Below are 23,221 nucleotides of genomic sequence, written 5' to 3' on the forward strand. Positions count from 1 at the left end.
ATTCAAACTACTTAAAAAGGACTCTTAGGAGTCCTTTTATAAAGCAAATAAATTGCAGGTGATTTATCCGTAAGATTAGGACAGCCAGCTGTACTTGGAAAGTTAATCATTGGAATAATATTAGGTCCCGCAGTCCTTGGGTAAATAGAAAACGATGATTTTATTCATTATTTCTCTGAGATTGGAGTTTTATTGCTCAGGTTCTTAGCCGGTTTGAAGACAGATCTGGACCAGCTTAAAAAGAATTGGAAAGCTGCTTTTGCGGTTGCTATACTGGGTATCCTATTTCCTTTTATCGGAGGATTTGGTATCGGAAAGCTATTTGGACTAAATACAACATACTCCCTATTTATAGGAGTACTACTATGTGCAACATCTGTAAGTATTACTGTCCAAGTGTTAAAGGATATAGGTAGACGACGTTCTGGTTGTCGTACTTTTAGCTGTCATGACTAGTTTTCTTGGGATTGGAAATGAGTTCCATTGGACTTCTAATAGGTAAAAAGGTCATCTTCTTTATTGGTATTTTACTTGCAGGAGGTTTCCTTGTTCCCAAAAAGCTAAAATTATTATCTAAATTAAAGGTTACTGAACCAGTGGTATCCATCTCCCTTGTCATTTGTTTAGCTTTTGTATATTTTGCAGATATCCTTGGAATGGCAGGAATTATTGGAGCGTTTGCAGCTGGCATAGCGATTTCACAAACAAACTTTAAGCACACCATCGAGAGCAAGGTGGAGCCTATAGCATATGCCAATTTGTTCCCGTTTTCTTTGTAAGCAGTGGTTTAAATGTCTCATTTAATGGTGTAGGAAGCCAGATTGGGTTTATTGTAGCACTAGTAATTATTGCGATTATAACGAAACTTGTAGGTGAAGCTATTGGAGCAAAAATATCTGTTTTTAACAATCGTTCCTCTTTAATTATTGGGGCTGGAATGGTTTCACGAGGAGAAGTAGCTCTAATTATTGCCGCCACTGGTTTACAAGAATCTCTTTTGTTACCTGAATATTTCACTGCTATTGTAGTCGTTATAATTGCAACAACCTTGTTCGCTCCTCCATTATTGAGATATTTAATTCCAGGGGAAAGTAACTCTTTAAATAACAAAGAAAAAACTGTATAACTTTATAACTTAAGAAGGTCATTTTATTAGAAAACATTTACCACCTTTACCATTTACTTCTTTATAATCTTCATCAGACAATACAAAATTACTGATAGTAAAGACATAAAACTATCATTCTTTAATAAATCTAACGCTTCATTTGTGAAGCTATAACCAATGGTTTTTTTGCGTCAGTATCTTGATCTATTCTTTTTAACATTTTTTTCATCATTAGCTATGGATAACTTTGTCTGGAAATACTAAGCCACTTACACATCCATCAGTTCCAGGAATTATTTCCCTATACTCTGACGAAACCATTTTTGGTAGTTGTTTGTAGGTTTTATTTTTGAAAATCAAAGTTTTAATATGTCTCCATCTGCCTTTTTTTAAAAACAGGACTTTCCAGGCTCTCACGTTTTATAGTTTAAAATTGCACATTCTCTTTCTTGTTGCACGATTTTCGCCAATTATTTGACTCCCCCATGTCAAAACTTGTGGGTTAATTTCACTTTTCTATACTCGACCCAAGCTATATAATAGGATTAATCAAAGGAGGAGTCATAATGAAACAATTAACTCTTCATCAATGGCACAATGAGCATAATAAACGAATAGCAGGATTTCATAAAAACCATGAGATTGAAATTCAGCGTGGTGAAAATGGGAACAGCTTGTTAGCTAAATGGGAAAGATTTTTTTATAACAATGTAATTTCCCCGCTAAAAAATGGAAAATAGTATCTAGCCATAAAATGAACTGTCATCCTAGTACAGTTCATTTTTTTGCATTTGTTTTTTTAGTCAGCTAAACTGCTTCTTTAATTTATGTTTCTCTTCCAAATGCTTTAGTACTAATATCTTTCTCATCTAGGAAATCCTCAATTTTTTTCTGTTCCCTTCCATTCACCGCTTCAGTTTTACTTTTTATTGAACCTAAGTTTATTTCTGGAATTATTCCTTCATTTAGGTCTTCTGTAATATTACTAAGCGTTCCATCTAGTCCATAAAGAATTTCATTTGAAGCTGTAATATATTTACTAATCCTATTTGTCTCTTTTTGATATCCTTCAGGTAAGGTGTTTTTTAAAATATAGTTTGAAAAATTCTCGTCATTTTCTTTAGTAAGTTTGCTGATTTTTTTAAATTTCTCCAATTCATTTCCACTTAAATCCTCTCCTTCATAGAGAACATCTAAAAATGGAGAACTAGCATTAGTTAATTCTTCATAGCTATCTAGATATGTTTTTATGCTTAAATTTACTTCTTCTTCGTCTATTTTTTTATTTTGTTTTTCTGAGGTGAAAATATTACTTGGAATTTCTACATCTTGAGTAGAAAGAATTTCATCTTCCGTATCTTCTATAGGTTCATTCTGTGAGCATCCACATAATATAACAAAAATTAAGAAACAATATGTTACCCATCTCATACTAACTTCTTCTCCCTCACGATTGATATGTTCCATCTCAAGTATTTAATAAATAGTTTGATAAAGAATTTCCCTATAAAATATCCTGTGAGTGCTAAAATAGCCCCTATAATAAGCCCCTTTATAGATTCGAAAAAATCTCCAGCACCAATTGTACCAAACCCATTAACAAAGCCGAAAATAATTAAAATTATTGGTGATAAAATCATGATAGGTACACCAATGAAATAAGCTAGAATAAATGGTAATAGTATTAGCATTATAAAAAAACCCATCATAATAAATATAAAATTCATGATGCTTAACCCCATAATTGACAACATTGCTGTAAACAAACCTTTAATGGTACTATTCTCTTCAACCCTTTTCATAGCATAAACAGCGTTTAATTCTTTAGCAATTTCTTCATGGCTCCCTAATTTCTCCGATATTTCCTCTTCACTTTTTCCTTCAAGTTTCCCCTCATCAAAGTGTCTATTAAATTCATATACTATGTCCTTTTTTTCTTGCTCAGACATAAATTTCAAACTATTTTTGAGTAATTCCAAAAAAATATTTTTGTTCAAGCATATCATTCTCCTTAATAAAACAATAAATTTCCAGGAAAATATTTTAAGTTTTTATGATTTATCACTTATTTGGTCTTTCCTACTATATATTATTTAGTACTATGTTTAATACTGTACCTTCTCATAATGAGTCTTAATAAAATTATATTAATTGTTACGAGTAAAAATCATACTGATATTCAGGATTAATTTAAATTATAGACAAAATCCATTGTTACTTAGGTTTCTAAAGATCTAGTTAACATACCTTCGCTTTTTATATATGTATACAATTATCATAAGCACCACCTACCTTATATTGGAATTATTTCATTATAAAGTAAGTTTAATGCTTTTGCATCCAATAATTGTAAAAAAAAGAAAAAATTCATCTAAGATAGCATTTTATCAAGCAACAGATGTTGTTTAAAGTGAAATATAATTATCCTCTTCTTATTACCTCCAATTTAGAAATTGCATTAGTACTTATTTCTCTAATAGGGGAAGGAAAACCTTGATTTTATCTCAAGATGGCTTTACTACCAAAGAAAAAGGATATAAATGGTCTTGGACTAAATAAGGTTAACATGACTCTAGATCAGTATAAATTTGCAGAACATATTATTCAGTATAACGTAAACAATAAAGTCATTTTTATCAGCCATTTCGAATTTTTGCTTTAGAAGCCTATAATTTTTCCTTTAGATATAGATTGTAAACCAAAGACGTGTTCAGTTAATCCCAGACACTAAGTCAGCTCATTTATACAGGCCAAAAAGCGTTATCTTTCATCCCAACTTTTATGTTTTCATCTCCCTTGTTGGTACTTATAACTCAGAAGTTTTTTATATTATGTTTAACATAAGATTTGTACGGGTATTTAGTATTAAATAAAAATTTATGGTTTTATGAATAGAACTATTGTATTGAATGATAGCAATGTCTGGATATAGTTAAATTTATTTAATAATGGGAGGGATATACCTATTCACCTGTGTTAAATGACTTACGTTGGTTGTTATTTTTAACCTGAAGATTTTGGCACTTTTAATTATTTATACTTACAGTATGCTTCAGATGCTTTTGCACACAATATGATACATATAAGCGGTACCATGAGTAACATTAGTTTAGCTCATTTGTTCTCTTTGTATAACCACACATCACGGAGTTGAAAAAATGAAATTTAATAAGAAGAAAATTAACGTTGTTGATATCCAAACAGCGAAGAAAAGTGTGTTTGCAACAGGAGTAGGAAATGCAATGGAATGGTTTGATTTTGGTTTATATTCCTACTTAGCTGTTATTATCAGTCAAAACTTTTTTAGTGCAGTTCAAAATGACGAGTTAAAATTAGTATTTACTTTCGCAACTTTCGCCATTGCCTTTTTAATGCGTCCATTGGGCGGTATTATCTTCGGTAAAATTGGTGATAAAGCAGGAAGAAAAGTCGTCTTAACTACAACAATTATTTTAATGGCCTTTTCTACATTATTGATTGGGTTATTGCCTACTTATGATCAAATCGGAATATGGGCACCGATACTGTTATTAGTCGCAAGAATTATTCAAGGATTTTCAACTGGAGGAGAATATGCCGGTGCAATGGTCTATATTGCCGAATCATCTCCTGATAATAAGCGCAGCATCCTTGGAAGTGGATTGGAAATTGGTACACTTACAGGGTATATATTGGCTTCACTTGTAGCCAGCATACTCTTTATTACCCTATCAGATGAACAAATGGCCTCATGGGGTTGGAGAATTCCATTTTTGCTTGGTTTACCCCTAGGATTTGTTGGAATGTATTTAAGAAAAAGCTTAGAGGAATCACCTATTTTTGAGAATGAAATTTCTACAAATAATGCTGAAGAGCAAGTAGAAGAAGGCTTCTTCTCTATCCTAAAAAATCATAAAAAGGATATAATTGTCTGTTTCGTATCTGTAGCCTTCTTTAATGTAACAAATTACATGTTACTATCCTACATGCCTTCCTATTTAAACGAGATAATTGGTTTATCAAGCACAACAGGTACTATTTTAATTACACTTGTCATGGTTATCATGGTGCCACTAACATTACTCTTCGGTAAGTTAAGTGATAACATCGGTAATAAAAATGTCTTCTTAATTGGTTTAGGCGGATTATCTCTTTTATCTGCAGTAGCTTTTTATCTCGTGAACATGAATGGCCTGCTATTTATTTCGTTAGGTATTCTAATTCTGGGCGTACTGCTTGCAACATATGAAGGCTCCATGCCCGGTTCATTGCCAGCAATGTTCTATACCGATATACGCTACCGAACATTATCAGTAACGTTTAATGTCTCTGTTTCCATATTTGGTGGTACTACACCGTTAGTTTCAACATGGCTCGTTCACCAAACAGGCAATAACCTAGCACCTGCCTGGTATTTAACAATCGTAAGCATTATCGGATTCTTTGTAATTCTATTCTTATTTAAGAGTACAACCGGAAAGTCCTTAAAAGGATCTTATCCAACAGTTGCAACGAAATCTGAATTTAAAGAAGCTGTTGCGAATCCAGAAGATGCCTTATGGTGGAAAACTGAACAAGAATAAACCATATTGGAAAGTGCACTCGACAGCTACAGAATGCTGCTGTTCAGTTTGCTAACTAAATAAGCTGCCGTATGGCAGCTTATTTAGTTAGCTACAATTCGTCAAGTCAGCAATAAAATGTTTCCTCTCTCCTTTGTATAACAACTACAAGCTGTCTGGTAAATGATGTTTATACATTTCTAACGCATTTGTATTTTCTTTTAAGACAGCAACAATTTTGGGATGAGGCTTAACATAAATAAGAGGATAATCTTTTTCATGTAATTCTTCATTAATTGCAAATGCTAATTTCTCTTCTTCAAAAGAAAATTGAGAATTAACCCCTTCTTTATTCCCACGAGCATCAACTCTAATCCATTTATTTAGTGATTTAAAAAAGATAGCATTTAATGCGTGAATACAATACCCTTTTTCTGGAGTATCAAATAACATTAATCTTTGATAACAAAATCCTGTTGGTATTCCCTGCGAACGTAATAATGAAGCTAATAGATGAGATTTTGCATAGCAAATCCCCTCTTTAAATTCTATTACTTCCGAAGCACTACAAGTAACTCGTTTTGATTGAATATCCCAAGAATGCGAAATTTCATCACGAACAAATTCAAAAGCTATTCTCGCCTTTTCTATTTCCGTTTGAGATGGATCAAACAATTTTTCTCCTATCTTCTTTATAATCGGATTAGAATAATTAACTTCCGTTAATTCGAGTAAATAGTTATCTAATTTTTGCGACTCACAAATCAAAATTATAAACCCTTCCCCCTAAAACTAGCGCATATGTATAACCCTAATAACATAATCATACATTTTTTGTTGGTTTGGTTAAACTATTTATTATTGTGCTAGTCCTCCCTCAACAATCCTCTTAACTACTGCTCTTCACTTAGCGTTTTTTCATTGAGTAATGTTCCTTGTCAATTAGAATTGATTGTAGTTTAGGATATACATGTTAAGTTGACAAGCCTAAAACTAATAACCATTTTCATTTTTTATAAAAAAAAATAATTTTTCTTGTTAAACTAACAGCCCCCGTTAATTTAAGTGTAATACTTTACAAATTATTCTTGTTTCATCCTTTATTACAGGAATGCTGCCCAGTTAGTGTGGACAAAGAAAAGTAGAGCATTAATTCTTATTGGACCAATGCTCTCTAAAGTGAAAATATTCTTTTTTAACAGTTTTTTCATTAGGAAATTGATTCTGAATTTACTCGTATTTAAATAAAATTAACTTTTCTGTAAACTAAACCAGCACTTTTTTGTTTGGATGAAGCAATAAAATCTTTGTCTATATACATCCATGATTATTTCATCTTACATTTGCACTGATAATTAATTTTTTTCTAGAATTGTAAAATGATAATAATTTACTTGGAATTTTGTTTTCTCTTACAATTATTGTATTTGTAACTTCTTCTGCAGATTGTTTACCTTCTGGAATTAATATTTGTTGTACTATATTTTCCCTTCCCTTCATTGATAATCTCCTAACTTTTCAAATCATATTAGGTTTTTATTTAACTGGAAGTAAATGATCGACCACAATACTATTTATGGCATTAATATACGCATATGCACTTGCTTTTAAAATGTCTGTATCTGATGCTTTGGCAATATATATTTCCCCTTTAAATTCAACTTGAATTTTCACTTTCCCTAGTGCTTCTTTTCCCCTTGAAACACTTCTAATATCATATTGAATCAACTTCATATCTAAATCACATACATTCATAATTGCAGAATATAAAGCATCAATCGGACCAGAACCTATCGCAGTTCCCTTTATGATTTGATCAGCCTTCTTTAACTCCACACTAGCAGAAGGAAATTTTGTATTACTGATCACTTGCAGATCTATTAACTCATAAAAATTGTTACTGTAATGGCTGATGTCCTGATTATTCCCCTTTACTTTTTTGTAATAATTTTCAATCAATACATATAGATCATGATTATATACCTCTTTTTTCGCATCGGCTAACTCAAGAAAGTCTACAAAGATTTCCTCGAATTCTGAATTTGAAAATTGATTCATACCTAATTTTTCAAAAGCAGTTTTAACCGCATGGCGTCCAGAACGTGCTGTCAGAATAAGCTCCATGTCGTCAAGACCCACAGTGACGGGATCAATTATTTCATAAGTATTTCTTGATTTGATTAATCCATCCTGGTGAATACCTGAAGAATGTGCAAAAGCATTTTCCCCTGTAATTGCTTTGTTTACTTGTACATCAAGTCCCATGAATCCACTTACCATCCTCGACGTATTCATAATTTCCTTTGTATTAATATTCGTAAATACTTGATATATCTCAGAACGTGTATGAACAGCCATAACTACTTCCTCTAATGAAGCATTTCCTGCACGTTCTCCAATTCCATTAATGGTACATTCTACTTTTTCTGCACCATTTTTTATTGCTGCCAATGTATTAGCTGTAGCCATTCCTAAATCATTGTGGCAATGAACACTTAGAAGCACTTTATCATTCAAATTCTTCAAGCGATCATTTATCTTGTATATTAATTCACCGAACTCTTGAGGTTCAGCATAACCAACTGTATCAGGTATATTAATAATTGTGGCTCCTGCTTTTACAACAGCTTCTATAGTTTTCCATAAATATTCAAAATCAGCTCTAGACGCATCCTCTGTTGAATATTGCACTTCTGGTAGGAGTGTTTTCGCATACTTCACAGCATCCACTCCTATATCTAATATTTGATTTTTCGATTTTCCAAATTTCTTTTCCACATGAATATCCGAAGTACCTAATACAATATGGATTAGTGGATTTTTTGCATATTTCACACTATTATATACAGCATCAATATCGGATTTTACTGCTCTTGCTAACGCCGTTATTATCACATCATCTGTATTTCCTATCCTTTTAGCAATTTCTTTAACCGCATTAAAATCACCTGTTGATGAAGAAGGAAATCCAGCCTCAATCATATCAACTTTGAGTTTCTTTAATTGCTTGGCAACTTCTAATTTTTCATATACATTCAATTTTGCGCCAGGAACTTGTTCTCCATCTCTTAATGTTGTATCAAATACCCAAATTTTTCTTGACATGTGAAACACTCCTTATTTAATAAAATATAAAAAAGCCCCGCCTCTATATAAAAATATAGAGACGAGGCATTGCTCGCGGTACCACTCTAATTGGTTAATATAATACAAAAGTAACCCACTCATTTTCGGCAGCAATCACCACCTATCTTTTATAACGGAAGAAACCCGACATCTCCTACTTATATGGTTCAGAGAGTAGCTCTTGGATGAGTTCAAAGGGTATAACTACCGATTCGCACCAACCATCGGCTCTCTGAAGGAGTTTATAAACCTTATACTATTTCCAATCTTTGCTTATTTATTATTTAATTATAGGCTATAATATATCAGTAATTTCAAGTTGTCAAGTTGTAATTTTCAGAAATATTTAATTTGCATAATTTTTCCGAATTTGTTACATAAGCTGTCTTTAGTAATTTGATTAATTGGACAAAATAAAGGTCATTTCCACTCACTAAAAATATTCTTTGTTTCATTATCCACTTCAGTAATTCGACTGGTACTTAATAAATAACTCTTTTTGAATCTAAGCTTTCTAATTTAAACATTCAGTCGAATAGTTTGATAATTGTTTATACTTTATCATAAATTAGATCCAGATATCATTAACTGCGGTTAATGCTGATTTAGTATCGCCAGTATTTACAATTCCCCTTGGCTCTACTAGCATGATATGACACTCTTGTATAGCGAAAGGTTTATGTTCGGTCCCCTTTGGCACTATAAACATCTCTCCTTGAGTCACCTTAACTTGACCATCGCGAAAATCAATGAACATTTCACCAGCTAGAACGATAAACACCTCGTCGGTATCTTGATGATCGTGCCACACAAAATCCCCTTCTATCTTGACCACTTTGAATTGATAATCATTCATTTCACCAATTACCTTTGGAGACCAGCGTTCGTTGAATTTAGAAAATTTCTCATTCAAATTAATAGCTTGATAATTAATATTAACCACCACCTTTTGAATTCTCTATATCTTATTTTAACTCAATCCATTTTAACCAATCCTACTTTTAAACTTTCAGCTTTTCAAATTCCTTGAGGATTCAACACAGTTCGTTCATTGACCACATTCCCTGTGTTTAGTGTGGTTTTTGGTTCGATTAATAGCAAATGAACTTCCTCTTCAGCAATTGGCTGATGTTCTATTCCTTTAGGTATAACAATAAATTCTCCTTCATTAAGAACTATTTCACCGTTTCTCAAACGTATTACCAGCTTTCCTTGCCATACGAAGAACATCTCATCCTCATGATCGTGGTGATGCCAAATAAATTCACCCTTAATCTTTACCATTTTTATGTATGAATCGTTTAACTCACCACCTATTCTAGGATTCCAGTAATCATTTATTTGTAAAAATTTATCCTTTATATTGACCATTGAAATCAAGAGCTTACCTCCTCGTTATTGACAACTTGTGTATTATCTTACCTAGCTAAATTTCCTTTTTCTCCATTTCCCTCCTTATTTATGAATAATAAGTTACTCTATTACTTAGTCTTTACGTTAACCTCTTACAAACTAAGTTTACATACTCCAATGCATCATGTAAAATCAAAAAAAAGAGGATAGTTAATCATAATTTGTGATGCTAAAGGAGAAACTTGCTTTGGATATTAAATCTTTAGAAGTGTTTAAGGCAGTAGCTATTGAACAAAGTATTACTAAGGCTGCTGAGAAATTAAATTATGTACAGTCAAATGTTACTGCAAGAATACAGCGTCTCGAACAGGAGTTAGGAGTTCCCCTGCTATACCGATATCATAAGAAGATATCCTTAACCCCTGCAGGCCGTGAATTATTACCATATGTAAATAAGTTACTTTTTGATTTTGAGGAAGCTATTGAAGCAGTCAAGCTTTCCTCTACTCCGCGAGGATCTTTGCACATCGGAGCTATGGAATCAACTGCTACTACACGATTACCAATTATTTTCTCTCAATATCACAGGGAATTTCCTAAAGTAGAACTAAGCTTATATATGGCACCTACTGTAGATCAGGTTAATGCTATTCTCAATTACAAGATAGATGGCGCATTTGTTGATGGGCCAATTCTTCATCCAGAAATTATTGAGTACCCTGTACTTGATGAATCCCTAGTTCTGATTACAAGCTACTCTACAGAAACATTTCATATAGAATCAATTTTACACGAACCACTGCTTTCGTCATTCGCTCATTGCACTTATTTAGGAATTTGGCAAAAATGGCTAGCGGACAATGATTTTGCTCCTATGAGGGTAATGGAATATGGCACTCTAGAGGGTGTCCTTAAATGCGTTGAAAACGGGTTAGGTGTCACCGTATTACCAATATCTATGGTTGAATCACGGATGCAGGACAAACTTAACTGCCATCCATTACCGGATACACATAGAACAGTTCCCACTGTGTTTATAATGCGTCGTGATTCGTATATGACTAGTGCTCTCTCAAAATTTATGGAGTTCGCAGGCATTACTAATCTATGAAGAACGGAAACAAATCAGCCAGTATGTAGTTCCAAAAATGATTTGTTAGACTTCGACAGCCGATATTTGAGTCGGTTAAAGCTATCTTTTCACGTAAAAAAAGAACGACTCACTTTAGCAGGTAATACAGAAGTAATCTTAAATTGGGTGAACAAGCATTTGAAGAATTACTGAGTCTTTTTTCAGACGATATTATATTTGTCTTAAATGGCCATGAAAAGCAAGGTATCGAAAACTGGAAGTTGTTTATGAAAATGGTTTTTAAAGAAAATGCTGATATTAAGCATATGTTTGAAGGCTGGAAAGCAGTTGAAGATACAGATATGTTTGAAACGCCTTGGGCAGTATGCGGAAAGCGTGCAACTGGCAGTGTCTTTACTCAAACAGGTAAAGATATTGCTAATTTGGATAAAAACGGAAAAATAACCTATCTAGAAAATGTACCAGACAATACAAATATGTTTGATTCATACAAAAAATAACATTAAAAAAAGCCGAATTTTCCTTGAGTGGAAAATCCGGCTTTTTTACCTTTACAGTAATCTCCACATAATGTGAAAACTGCGCCATTTATTATTTTCATTTATTGCTTATTTTGGATATACTTTTGTAAATCTTTCACACACAACTAACATATTTGGTGAAAATTCTATATCATACTCTTTTAGCAATGCAGTAAAGAACTTCTCGTGTGCATTCCACCAGAATTGGTAATCACCCTCACCCTCAGCTAAAGCAAATTCCTCGGTGACCTCATTCATTGGAACAACTTGAACAGATTCAATTTCAATAACTGCAACTGGAATTTCCTTCCCATTTAAAACAATATAATACTCACTAACTGTAGGGATTGCTTCCTTTTCCATTTCATAAAAGACGAGACCTGAAGTAGTTGCTGTCTTCTTTCCAGTAACAACTAATTCTGCTAACCAATCAGCAGAAGTCCCAAATTGGAAAGCATCTCTATAGTGAATCCCTTTTTTTTGAGTTTCTTCACAAAATTCATCCCAAAATTCTTTAACCCTGTTATTCATTTGACTCTTCCTTTAATAATATTTTAATTTCTTCAGTTTCTTCAATCTAGATACTTATTCTAGGTTATTTTGAATTATCCTTCTTGCACTAATCTGCCTAGTTTTTTCCACAAGTTGTTTTTTCATTTATCACAAGAATCCTGTCACTATTGTTATATAAAAAGGGATCAAAAAGAAACTAAGCAAAAAAACAGCTGCTTAAAGCAACTATAATTTTCTTAACTAGAATAAGGAAAATGCCATAAATGAAATAGCAATTAAGAGAATAGGTAAACCAATACCTATTCTACTAAAAACAATACCCGTAATTGCCATCTTCCTTCCCTCTTGTTTTGTATAATTTATTTCTTTTAGTCCAATAATTTGGTTGATTTTAGGTACTGTGTTTTTACTTGCTGTCATTAATATTGCAGACAAAACAGTATTATAGGCTAATCTAATAATACTCCTTAAATCGACTTTTTTAGCTTTTTGGTTGATTTTTTTTAACAGTTACACTTCCTTCTAGACGAATGTCACTTGAAGAGCTACCCACATAAATAGCTACTTTGCCTGGAGGAATGATCCATTTGTTTTTCTTTTCATCATAATAAGAGAAGGCTTTTGAATCGAGTTTAATTCTTACTTTCTTTACCTTACCAGGCTTTAGTTCAATCTTTTTAAATCCTGCTAATTGTTTAGGAGCTGTCTCTACATTAGTAGGAAGGTTACCAGTGTATACTTGTACTACTTCAGACCCAGTCACCCCACCTGTATTTGTTATATTGAAAGTAACTTCAACCATTGAATCAGTGGATTCTCTCGAATTTTCAACCTTTGCTTTTAGATTTTTATAATCAAATTTAGTAAAGGATAAACCATGTCCAAAGGGGAAAGCTGTTTTAATGTTTGCTTGTTCATAGCCACGGTAACCTACAAATATATCTTCTGTATAATTGACCACTTTATTAATTCCAGGATATTGTTCTTCAGTAGAAACAGGTGTTGATTCTTCATCAACAGGGAATGTGACTGGCAGCTTTCCAGAAGGGTTAACATCTCCGAATAACACATCAGCTATCGCATTTCCTTGTTCCTGTCCTGGATACCATGCTTGTACAATAGAAGCGACCTTACTTTTCCAGTCTCCCATTTTTACAGCAATGCCACTTTCATTTACAACCACGACATTTTTATTTACCTTTGCGACTTCTTTAATCAATTGTGTTTGGTTATTAGGCAGTTCCATATCTGATCGATCTATGTAACCTTCGCTATCGTACGTTCTTGTTACAATAACCACTGCATCTGATTTTTCCGCTAAGTTAACGGCACGCTTGATATTTTTGTCGATAATTTTGTCTGAAGCTTTCCATCCAAAGCGTAATTGACCGCCATTCTTATATCCAGGAGCCTCTTTGTAGTCTGTTTTATACTCTATTTTCAAATTATAATTTCTATTTGCTTCCAAGGTAATTGTCTGCTGTACTGTTTTCAGTTCTTCACCAGCATTATCTATCACTAGCTTTCCATCAATATACACTTTACTCGATCCATAACTTGTCGTAGATAAGGTGTATTTCTCTGTATTCGGTACATTTATTAAACCGGTATATCTTGCAGACATCTTGCCATTTAAGCTAGTTGGCAGTTTGTCTAATTTAGTTGATTGTGCATTAAAACCTTTATAATTATAGAAACCAAGATTTAAGCTAACTTGTTTAGCGGTATGTTTAAATTCTGGATTTCCTTCCATATTCTCATTCGACCAGTATTCAGCTGTTAATCCATTCTCCTTAGAACCTTCAGCTGGTAATAAGAAAGAAGAAGGAACTGCATCAGGTCCAGGAAAAATATCACCGGCATTAACTGGATCTGTCCCTGCCTCATATTCAACTTGTACATTTACTCCTGCACGTCTCTTTATACCTTCTAGCGGACTTACTGTATAAGTTGGATTAACAAGGGAACTCCCTCCGCCGGCTGCTGAAGCATTATCCGCGTCAGGTCCGATGACCGCAATGGAATTCAGCTTTTGTGTATTTAATGGTAAGACATCTTTCTTATTTTGCAACAACACAATTGTCTCAGCAGCGATTTGACGAGCTATTTCCCCATGGGCTTTTATTTTAATTGGATTGTTCTGCGTGGGGTTATCAAATAAACCTTTTTTAAACATTTGGTAAAGAATTCGATAAGCACTTTGATTTATTGTCTCTTTTTTTACTTTACCTTCATTTACAGCCTGTAGAAGCGTATTGCCCCAATCTCCAGAAGGCTCTCCCGGTGTTTCTAAATCAAGTCCTGCATTAATTGACTCAACTGTGCTGTTATTAGCTCCGTAGTCACTCATGACAAATCCTTTATAGTTTAAGCTTTCTCTAAGTAGACCTGTTAGTAAATCCACATTATTACAAGCATGAATACCATTCACCTTATTATATGAACACATGATACTTCCTAAATCAGCATTTTCAATGATGCTTGCAAATGGTCTTGCATAAATTTCATTTATTGCTCGTGCACTTGCTTGAGAGTCAACTGTAAAGCGGTCTTTCTCTTGATTATTCAATAAATAATGCTTGGCTGAAACCAATACACTATTACTTTGAATAGCATTCACATAGCTTGTTGCCATTTGTCCTTGCAAATATGGATCTTCACCAAAAGATTCAAAGTTTCTTGCACCGAAAGGAATGCGGGCAATATCAAGTGCCGGACCAAGCATAACATTATGGGTCGTATTAAAAGCTTCTTTCCCGATCAGGTTTCCATATTTTTTAGCAGTCTTTATATTCCATGTTGCAGCAAGGCCTAATGCAGAAGGCAAAGCAGTTGATTGTCTATCTTGAATTTCAGGATTAGCTATGCGGACTCCATTAGGTCCATCTGCCATTTGTAAGGCAGGTATTCCGTATTTTGCTAATCCCAGATTATAAAATCCGTAATCACTGTTGACGTTTCCAGTTATAAAGTCTACCTTATCCTCCAAAGTCATTTTTTTGACTAATGTACGAGCTCTTTCCTCAGCAGAAAGACCCTTATTCATCCACGGAAACTCTCTGGCAAATGCATTTAATGGTAATGTTGAAAGACTAAGAATCATCGCGAAAAGAATCATGACTTTCATCAACTTGCGTCTTACTATTGAAAATCCGACCATTATCCCACTCCTTTTAATTATTTTTGATAATTTGTACGTTCTCCTATATAACTATGATTTTTCACCTAATGTCTATAGTAATGAATGGGCTACATTAGTCATCTATCCACATCATCGAATCTGAGTTAACTTCCCCTAAAATATAGAAAATAATAACATTCCATTAAAATAAAAAAACCGTACATTTTGGCAATAATAAATGTACGATAAGAAAATTATTCAACTAATATTAAATTCAATGGTAAATCCCTTATAAATAATATATATTTTACAATCAAACAAAGAAGCAATTGCAACAAAATAACAAGTGTTTCTTGCCTGTAGTCCTCTTGGAAGATTAACAATAACCTGACTCTCAGCATAATCTGCACCTCTAACACAAATTAATTACAAGTAATTCCTTTCAATCAATGGATCTTCTTGTAATAGGAAAAAGATTCATAAATACGTTCACTTTTACTAGGGGTAGACTCTATACTAAGTAGACATTTATTACTATAAACAACAAATCATTATTGTAATACTGGATATTCCCTTCTAAGAGTCCTTGCTTATTCAACTTCCCTAATATTGGATATTATCCTATCAAAATCGTATATTCCATAAAAGAATTATTTTTAAAAAAGAATGATATTCAACCTGTTTCTGCTTAATGTGAAACAGAGTTCAGCCATCTGATCATTAGAAACTGGTCTTTAAAAAATGCATCTAAAATAAAAATACCCATGTAAAAACTAGATTTTAACACGGAGTATTTTTGAACAGGGTATCCAGTTCTTGGTGAATAGATAATGAAAGTATTCTAAAAAAGTAGCCATCAAATCATCGTTTAAGTCTAAAAAAAGAAGAGGGTGAGACATAAGTATGTGAATCTATGTAAAAACCGAACGATTTAATCAATTATGAAATGCCCCCTGTCAAGTAGACAGTTGAAATAATAAAAAAGATTTAAACAGCTTGAGCTCTATATTCCATAGGGCTTAAGCCGTTTAATCGTTTTTGATATCTTTCATAATTATAAAAATGAATATACTCCTCTATCGCATGTTCAAGTTCCTCAAATGTCTTATATTTATGTATATAATACTTCTCACATTTCAGTGTTCCCCAAAAAGATTCCATCGGTCCATTATCAATACATCGACCAACTCTTGACATACTCTGCGTCATTTTCGCCGCATCTATCCTTTGCTTAAATCCTTTGGAGGTATATTGATACCCACGATCACTATGGATAAGTGGATGTTCCTCCTCTAATAATAGTGCAGTTGCTTGGTCTAGCGTCTTAAATACAAGTCTATTATTATTGGAATGTCCTATAACAAAACTTACAATGGAGCCATCATAAAGGTCACGAATCGCACTTAAATAAGCCTTCCTTGATTGGCCATACTTAAATTCCGTTACATCTGTAACCCATTTTTCATTTGGTTTTTCCGCAGTAAATTCTCGATTTAGTCTATTTTCCGCCACCTGTTTAGGAGTAAAGTGTTTATAACGTTTCTTCTTGATGCGGATAATCGAGCGTAAGCCAGCCACTTTCATTAGTCGATAGATTCTTTTATGATTAAGTTTCTCTTTAAACTGTCTATTCATGTGAAGCGTCATCTGACGATAACCGAAGGTACTATCCACTTTTTCATGAAGAATCTTCATTTCTTTTATGATTTTTTCATTCAGTAAATCCTGGGAAGTAGGGAGACGATTCAGCCATTTATAATAGGCGGATCGTGCTATTTTGACTATTTCACAAAGTAAAGAAATACTTATGTTTTCTTCCCTGTGAAGCTCCTGGATAGCGATATATTTATCCTCGAATCGGATAGGCTTTATTTTCTCCTCCTTTCTATCTCCTCCAACTTTTTTAAATACAAATTCTCCGCACGTAACCGTTCATTTTCTCTTTCTAGCTTTTTCATTTGAAGCTTGAATTTTTCTTCTGGAGTTAGCTTTGATTCCTCTTTCCTTTTACCACGTCTATCTTTCAACGCTTCTTCTCCGCCATCTTCATACTTCTTTACCCAGTGATAAACTTGTTGATAAGAAACTTGATACGTATCCGCTGCTTCTTGATAATTTTTTCCGTTCCCCAAGCAATCAAGTACAATATGTAATCGTTCTTCCCAAGTTAGTTTGCTTTCATTAGTCATAGAGCCCGTCCTTCCTTGTGACGCATCTTTTAATTCACTATGACTATTATACTTCCTAATCCAACTTCTGAGGACAGAGGGATGGGATATTTCATACATTCTAGAAACCTCACGAATCGAAGAACCACCGGACAAATACTCTTTTATGGCGGATAACTTTAGTTCTTCCGAATATTTTTTCCATGCGGAAGACTCCTTTAATCCTTCTAAGCCAAAGGTATCAAACTTATATTTCCATTCCAAAACGGTGGCATGATGTACTTTATAAATGGATGCCACTTTAAGTGAAGAAAGTGATTCATCAAACGCCTTCACTATTTCATATTTTTCTTCTGCAGAGTAAAACTTTCGAGACATAAAAAATACTCCCCCATAGTATCCAGATTTTATTTTTTAACCTGTCTACCTATAGGGGAGCTTATCATTAATGATTAAATCGTTCGGTTTTTTGGTTTCTTTAGTTTTAATACAAATGATTAGAAATCTTAGTGGAGTGGAGCGGAGGACACTCGACTCCTGCGGGAAATAGAGGACGCTTTAGACCCCGCAGGCGAAGGCGAGGAGGCTCAGCTTCCTCCCCGCGGAAAGCGAGTGGCTGCAGCGCAATGAAACGAACTAATTTTGAACCCATATATACTATTTAGTCACGTGCTTCATTTTTCCAATTCAGATGTAATTTTATTATTCGTGTTTAGAAAGGTTATCTTTTGTTTTGTCCCAGCCTCTTCTTTCAAGTATTACTACCTATATATTTTCTTTTTCACTTAGACTCAACTATTTTAACGAAAGATTAGAAATATAAGTAAACAATTTATATTATTAATTAGATAAGTCTTCCCCATTTGTTTCAATTACTTTCTTATACCAATTAAATGACTTTTTCTTCGTTCTTTTAAGAGTACCGTTACCTGTATTATCACGGTCTACATAGATAAAGCCATATCTCTTTTTCATTTCACCAGTACCTGCTGATACTAAATCAATACAACCCCAACTTGTATAACCAAGAAGGTCAACTCCATCCTCGTCCACAGCTTCTTTCATAGCCTGAATATGCGCTGCTAGATATTCGATTCGATAATCATCTTCTACATACCCCGATTCATCTGGTATATCAACAGCACCGAGACCATTTTCAACGATAAATAAAGGTTTTTGATAACGATCATATAAATCATTCATTGTAATTCGTAAACCTAGAGGATCAATCTGCCATCCCCATTCACTTGCATGGAGGTACGGATTTTTTATAGTTGGGAATAGATTTCCTGCCGTTTTTTCAACATTAGAATCTTCAGCTGCTGCTACGCGTGATGCATAATAAGAGAAAGAAATAAAATCAACAGTGTGTTTCTTTAAGATTTCATGGTCTTCCGGCAACATATCAATTGATATGTTGTTCCTAGCTAATTCTTTTAACGCATAAGCCGGATAGGCTCCTTTTGATTGAACATCAATGAAAAAGTAATTCCCTCGATCCTTTTTCTTCCCCTCCCAGACATCTTCTGGTCGGCAACTGTAAGGATAATAACTGGCTGCTGCTAACATACAGCCTACCATATTTCCAGGGTCTATCTCATGTGCAATCTTAGTCGCTTCTGCACTTGCAACAAGTTCATGATGAGCTGCTTGATATTTAACTTGCTCCTCATTTTCCCCTTCTTCAAAACATATGCCTGCTCCAAGAAATGGCGCATGAAGAATCATATTAATTTCATTGAAAGTAAGCCAGTATTTTACCAGCCCTTTATATCGTGTAAATAATACTCTACATAGACGTTTATAAAAATCGATCATCTTTCGATTTCGCCAGCCACCATAATTTTCAATCAAGTACATAGGGCAATCAAAATGGGTTATTGTCACTAAAGGTTCAATTCCATACTTATGGCATTCCTTAAATAGGTCTTCGTAGAATTTTAGACCTTCCTCATTTGGCTCCAATTCATCGCCTTTTGGAAAAATACGGCTCCAAGCTATAGATAATCGATACGTTTTAAAACCCATTTCACCGAATAAACTAATGTCTTCTTTGTAATGATGGTACATATCAATTGCCTCTTTAGCAGGATAATAATACCCTTCCTCAAAATCATACATTTTCTTTTTACCAGTAATGATACTTCTTCGTTCACTACCTGTTGGAATAACATCCACATTGGCTAAACCTCGCCCACCTTGTTCGAAACCGCCTTCACATTGATTTGCAGCTGTCGCGCCGCCCCATAAAAAGTCTTCTCTAAATCCCATTTTCCTTCCTCCTACTTCATTATTTTAATTATTTCTTCTCCAAACATAATTGGGTTATCATTTGCTGTTAATATTTCCCCAACTTCTGCCGAGTTTGTAATCACAATAGGGGTAATTATCTTATATCCCTTTGATTTAATTCCCTCAAGATCAAACTGAATCAATTTATCTCCAATGTTAACCTTTTGTCCGTTCTGAATGAAATACTCATATCCTTCGCCATTTAGTTGAACGGTATCAATTCCAATATGAATTAAAATCTCTATACCCTCTTCACTCGTTAGTCCAATTGCGTGTTTTGAATCGAATATGGCGCTTACTGTACCATTTATAGGTGAAACAACTGTACCTTCTGAAGGTTCGATTGCAACTCCTTGTCCTAATATTTCTTCTGAAAACATACCATCATCTACTTGTTTTAGACTGTGTAAAGTTCCTTGCATTGGGGATAAAACTGTTGCACCATTAACAGTTGGCAATTTCCCCTTTGTTGCGGATTCGGTTGGTTCAACTACTTCATCAGCGATAGGATCTTTATAAAGTATTAATGTTGTAATAAATGTGACTATAATACTAATAACTGCACCAATACATGCATAGTAGAAGAAACTCAATGTGTTATCTCCAATATAACTAGGTAAGGTTAGAAGACCTGGTGACCCACCAGAAAAGTTTCTTACTCTCAAAATACCCAGAAATAATCCACCAACTCCGCCGCCAATCATTGCTGCGTAAAGTGGTGTCTTGAAGCGTAAATTAACTCCATATAAAGCAGGTTCTGTAATACCAAACAGACCAGTCAAACCAGCAGAATAAGCTAGTTGCTTAATTTTAGTATCCTTCGATTTAATACCAACCCCGATAGCAGCAGCACCCTGACTCACATTGGAAGCAAGCATTCCAGGATAAATCACTGTATCATAACCCGTTGTCATCCGGTTGTTAATTCCAATTGGAACTAGACCATAATGGGTACCCGTTGCAACAAGTAAGGGAGAAAACGTACCAACCAACAATGGAACAATCCAAGGACTAACAGATTCTAATGTTGTTATCCCCTTTGAAATAGCATCACTGATTAAATAACCAATAGGCCCTAAAACGACAAGACTAACTGTTCCTACAACAAAAATGGTGATTAATGGTTTACTAAAAAACTTAATTGCCTTTGGTGAAATTTTATCTGCAATAGGCTCAACATAAGACATAAACCATACAGAAAGAATAATCGGTATTACAGATGATGAATAAGATACTGCAGAAATCGGAAGTCCCAAAAGATGAATGCTACCTCCAGTCTCTTTTACTGCATTAACCATCGTAACGAAAGCTGGATGTAGTAAGATACCTCCAACCATTATTGCTAAATACATATTTGCCTTGAATTTTTGTGCAGAAGATACTGCTAGCAAGATAGGTAAAAAGTAGAATGCAGCATCTGCCATAAAATTAATAACTTGATAGCTTTGGCTCTCCGTTGTTAAAACATTAAATACAACTAAAACAGATAAAACGGCTTTTAACATCCCTGCTGCTGTTATTGCTGGAAGAATCGGTGTGAAAATCCCTGTAATTGTATCAATCACTTTTGCAAAAGCAGAACGTTTATCTTCTCCCTTAGTCTCTTCACCTTCATTTGAAATATTGGTTTGCTTAGTTATCTCTTTATAAACATTTCCTACATCGCTTCCAATAATAACCTGGTACTGCCCACCTTTGTTTACAACTCCCATTATACCTGAAGTGTTTTTTAAAGCTTGTTCATCCGTTTTTTTGTCGTCTTTTAAATTGAAACGCAAACGTGTAGCACAGTGATTCAAACTTTTAACATTTTCTTCACCACCAACTTTGTCGATGATTAATTTTGCTAACTCTTGATAGTTCATCCCTATCATCCTCCGTTTTAATAAACTCAACTTAACGCTTTCTAGAAAAAAATGAATAAAAAAATACCTAAATGAATCCCTTAAAACTAAGGTTCCATTTAGGTATAGCCTGCAAACAGTAACAATCCTAATTATTTGTTATTCTTTTGATATGTATCGTTAAGTAGATTAACTCATCTTCTTCTAAATCTTTTCCAAGTTCCTTTTTTATATACTCTTTAATTTTCAATGCACAAGAGTACTCATTTGTATATTTTTCTTTTAACATAAAAATAAAACTTGATGTCCCTGCATCATCCAATTTAACATCACTAAACAAACGCTGAAAGAAAAACTTTAAGTGAGTGATGAATCGTTCATAATAAAGTGAATACTCATCCAAATCAATTTTGAAATGAAACTTTATTATACTTAAGATTTTTTGGATAACCTTTGCTATTTCTGAAACGCGGCTTACTTGTCCCATATCAAGTTCTGCATTTACGATATGCAAGGCAATAAATCCAGCTTCATCTTCTGGCAACTCAACCCCAAGTCGGTTTCTTACAATTGATAACGCTTCTTTTCCAATTAAGAACTCATGGTTGTAAAACCTCTTGATTTCCCATAGAAGGGCATTTTTTATTTCCATCCCATTCTGATAGCGCTCAATCGCATAACTAATATGATCGGTCAATGTTAAGAAGACGTTTTCACTTAATTTTTTCCCAAGTGAAACTTTTGCAAAGCTAATGATTTCATTGGCTACTTGAATGTGTTCAATTGGGATTGAAGAAAGCATCTGGGTCAATTTATTGACATTCCACTCTTTTGAACTAAGATATATATTCTCAATTCGAGATTCCTCAATACTGTCTCCGACTTTTTTCTTAAAGCCGATTCCACTTCCCATTACGACAATTTCTAGATTATCTTGATTCCTAGACAATACGATATTATTATTGATTACTTTATAAACATTCATCGATAGTCCCTATTCATATTATATTCATTAATTTTACAAACTCAGGTATAGCCCACAATAAAGCGGTAACAATCCCTTAAGCAAGTCTAGCATAGGGATTTTCTTGTTGTCAATTTAATCTTTTCCAGTTAACACTTTTCTCATCGTACTAGTAATAGTATTATAATTAACGCACCCTTCTACAACATATTTACAATTTTATATCTACGTACTCGTAGATTCCATTAAAATTGGATATAATTCTGTCAAAATTGTAGATTCCTTCAGGAGGATTAGGTATGGTTTCAAAACTTGAACTTTTTTCGGATTTATCAGAAAAAACGAATTATAAACTACCAAATTATATGCTGGTAAGTAATCCTGTCTTAACTTTCTTTCTGACATATCTACAGTGTTATACTCTCTTCCAGCTTCCGGAGCCCCATATGCTGCAAAATGTTTTAAACAGGAAGCAACATAATCCAAGCTTAGATCACCTTGAAAACCCTCAACAGCAGCCTTTGCATAGAGGCTATTTAAGTACGCGTCCTCTCCTGTAGTTTCCATAACTCTTCCC

General features: G+C 33.9%; 18 protein-coding genes, 1 pseudogene and 1 other annotated feature. Of the genes and pseudogenes, 5 read left to right on the top strand and 14 right to left on the bottom strand.

All coding sequences use genetic code 11. The features are described from left to right. The first annotated feature begins 51 nt into the window (after nt 1-51). Nucleotides 52-1,126 (top strand): annotated as a pseudogene (locus NQZ71_RS23005) (cation:proton antiporter). A 548-nt stretch (nt 1,127-1,674) separates the two neighbouring features. Further along, nucleotides 1,675-1,848 carry a hypothetical protein gene (locus tag NQZ71_RS23010; protein ID WP_186304131.1) on the top strand — a complete coding sequence of 58 codons (174 nt, stop codon included), beginning with the start codon at nt 1,675-1,677 and terminating at the stop codon, nt 1,846-1,848. Nucleotides 1,849-1,933: 85 nt separating this feature from the next. Here the strand turns inward: NQZ71_RS23010 and NQZ71_RS23015 are convergent, their stop codons facing one another. Beyond that, complete coding sequence (locus tag NQZ71_RS23015) at nt 1,934-2,539, bottom strand: NDxxF motif lipoprotein (RefSeq protein WP_317011803.1); 606 nt, start codon at nt 2,537-2,539, stop codon at nt 1,934-1,936. Next, nucleotides 2,536-3,114: an HAAS signaling domain-containing protein gene (locus NQZ71_RS23020; RefSeq protein ID WP_317011804.1), complete on the bottom strand. Its 579-nt coding sequence runs from the start codon at nt 3,112-3,114 to the stop codon at nt 2,536-2,538. Before NQZ71_RS23020 ends, NQZ71_RS23015 begins: the two co-directional genes overlap by 4 nt. Before the next feature lie 1,152 nt (nt 3,115-4,266). On the opposite strand from NQZ71_RS23020, the gene NQZ71_RS23025 reads away from it, so the two are divergent. Beyond that, on the top strand, nt 4,267-5,670 hold the full coding sequence (locus NQZ71_RS23025) for an MFS transporter (protein ID WP_144457089.1): 1,404 nt from the start codon (nt 4,267-4,269) through the stop codon (nt 5,668-5,670). 144 nt (nt 5,671-5,814) lie between these two features. Here the strand turns inward: NQZ71_RS23025 and NQZ71_RS23030 are convergent, their stop codons facing one another. From NQZ71_RS23030 to NQZ71_RS23050, 5 genes are all read right to left on the bottom strand, one after another. Beyond that, entirely contained in the window at nt 5,815-6,423 is a 609-nt protein-coding gene (locus NQZ71_RS23030) for a transglutaminase-like domain-containing protein (RefSeq protein WP_275009031.1), read from the bottom strand. A gap of 558 nt (nt 6,424-6,981) precedes the next feature. Then, entirely contained in the window at nt 6,982-7,149 is a 168-nt protein-coding gene (locus NQZ71_RS23035; protein WP_275008806.1) for a hypothetical protein, read from the bottom strand. Nucleotides 7,150-7,185: 36 nt separating this feature from the next. Further along, a complete protein-coding gene (locus tag NQZ71_RS23040) occupies nt 7,186-8,754 on the bottom strand; it encodes a 2-isopropylmalate synthase (RefSeq protein WP_317011805.1) in 1,569 nt (522 codons plus the stop codon). A gap of 54 nt (nt 8,755-8,808) precedes the next feature. Next, nucleotides 8,809-9,054 (bottom strand) — a binding site (T-box leader). Between the two features lie 289 nt (nt 9,055-9,343). Further along, on the bottom strand, nt 9,344-9,709 hold the full coding sequence (locus NQZ71_RS23045; protein ID WP_317012520.1) for a cupin domain-containing protein: 366 nt from the start codon (nt 9,707-9,709) through the stop codon (nt 9,344-9,346). An 83-nt stretch (nt 9,710-9,792) separates the two neighbouring features. Beyond that, entirely contained in the window at nt 9,793-10,155 is a 363-nt protein-coding gene (locus tag NQZ71_RS23050; protein ID WP_144457083.1) for a cupin domain-containing protein, read from the bottom strand. Between the two features lie 220 nt (nt 10,156-10,375). Here NQZ71_RS23050 and NQZ71_RS23055 point away from each other — a divergent pair, with 220 nt between their 5' ends. Next, nucleotides 10,376-11,239: a LysR family transcriptional regulator gene (locus tag NQZ71_RS23055; protein ID WP_275008804.1), complete on the top strand. Its 864-nt coding sequence runs from the start codon at nt 10,376-10,378 to the stop codon at nt 11,237-11,239. A gap of 143 nt (nt 11,240-11,382) precedes the next feature. Beyond that, nucleotides 11,383-11,721, top strand: a complete 339-nt coding sequence (locus NQZ71_RS23060) for a nuclear transport factor 2 family protein (protein WP_317011806.1) — start codon at nt 11,383-11,385, stop codon at nt 11,719-11,721. Nucleotides 11,722-11,829: 108 nt separating this feature from the next. Here the strand turns inward: NQZ71_RS23060 and NQZ71_RS23065 are convergent, their stop codons facing one another. The 7 genes from NQZ71_RS23065 to NQZ71_RS26270 all read right to left on the bottom strand — a co-directional run bounded on the left by NQZ71_RS23065 (nt 11,830) and on the right by NQZ71_RS26270 (nt 23,211). Continuing rightward, on the bottom strand, nt 11,830-12,273 hold the full coding sequence (locus NQZ71_RS23065; protein ID WP_317011807.1) for an ASCH domain-containing protein: 444 nt from the start codon (nt 12,271-12,273) through the stop codon (nt 11,830-11,832). 463 nt (nt 12,274-12,736) lie between these two features. Continuing rightward, on the bottom strand, nt 12,737-15,415 hold the full coding sequence (locus NQZ71_RS23070; RefSeq protein WP_317011808.1) for a beta-glucosidase: 2,679 nt from the start codon (nt 15,413-15,415) through the stop codon (nt 12,737-12,739). A 948-nt stretch (nt 15,416-16,363) separates the two neighbouring features. Further along, a protein-coding gene (locus NQZ71_RS23075; protein WP_317010862.1) for an IS3 family transposase occupies nt 16,364-17,922 on the bottom strand; the annotation gives its coding sequence in 2 pieces (ribosomal slippage) (nt 16,364-17,271 and nt 17,271-17,922; 1,560 coding nt in all). A gap of 462 nt (nt 17,923-18,384) precedes the next feature. Further along, nucleotides 18,385-19,815: a 6-phospho-beta-glucosidase gene (locus NQZ71_RS23080; protein ID WP_317011809.1), complete on the bottom strand. Its 1,431-nt coding sequence runs from the start codon at nt 19,813-19,815 to the stop codon at nt 18,385-18,387. An 11-nt stretch (nt 19,816-19,826) separates the two neighbouring features. After that, nucleotides 19,827-21,701 (bottom strand): beta-glucoside-specific PTS transporter subunit IIABC, encoded by a 1,875-nt coding sequence (locus NQZ71_RS23085; protein ID WP_144457066.1) that lies wholly within the window; start codon nt 21,699-21,701, stop codon nt 19,827-19,829. Nucleotides 21,702-21,828: 127 nt separating this feature from the next. Continuing rightward, a complete protein-coding gene (gene licT / locus NQZ71_RS23090; protein ID WP_144457064.1) occupies nt 21,829-22,665 on the bottom strand; it encodes a BglG family transcription antiterminator LicT in 837 nt (278 codons plus the stop codon). A 204-nt stretch (nt 22,666-22,869) separates the two neighbouring features. Beyond that, entirely contained in the window at nt 22,870-23,211 is a 342-nt protein-coding gene (locus tag NQZ71_RS26270) for a glycoside hydrolase family 3 N-terminal domain-containing protein (RefSeq protein WP_394374137.1), read from the bottom strand. Between the last annotated feature and the right edge of the window lie 10 nt (nt 23,212-23,221).

The organism is Niallia taxi (assembly GCF_032818155.1).
Classification (GTDB): domain Bacteria; phylum Bacillota; class Bacilli; order Bacillales; family Cytobacillaceae; genus Niallia; species Niallia taxi_A.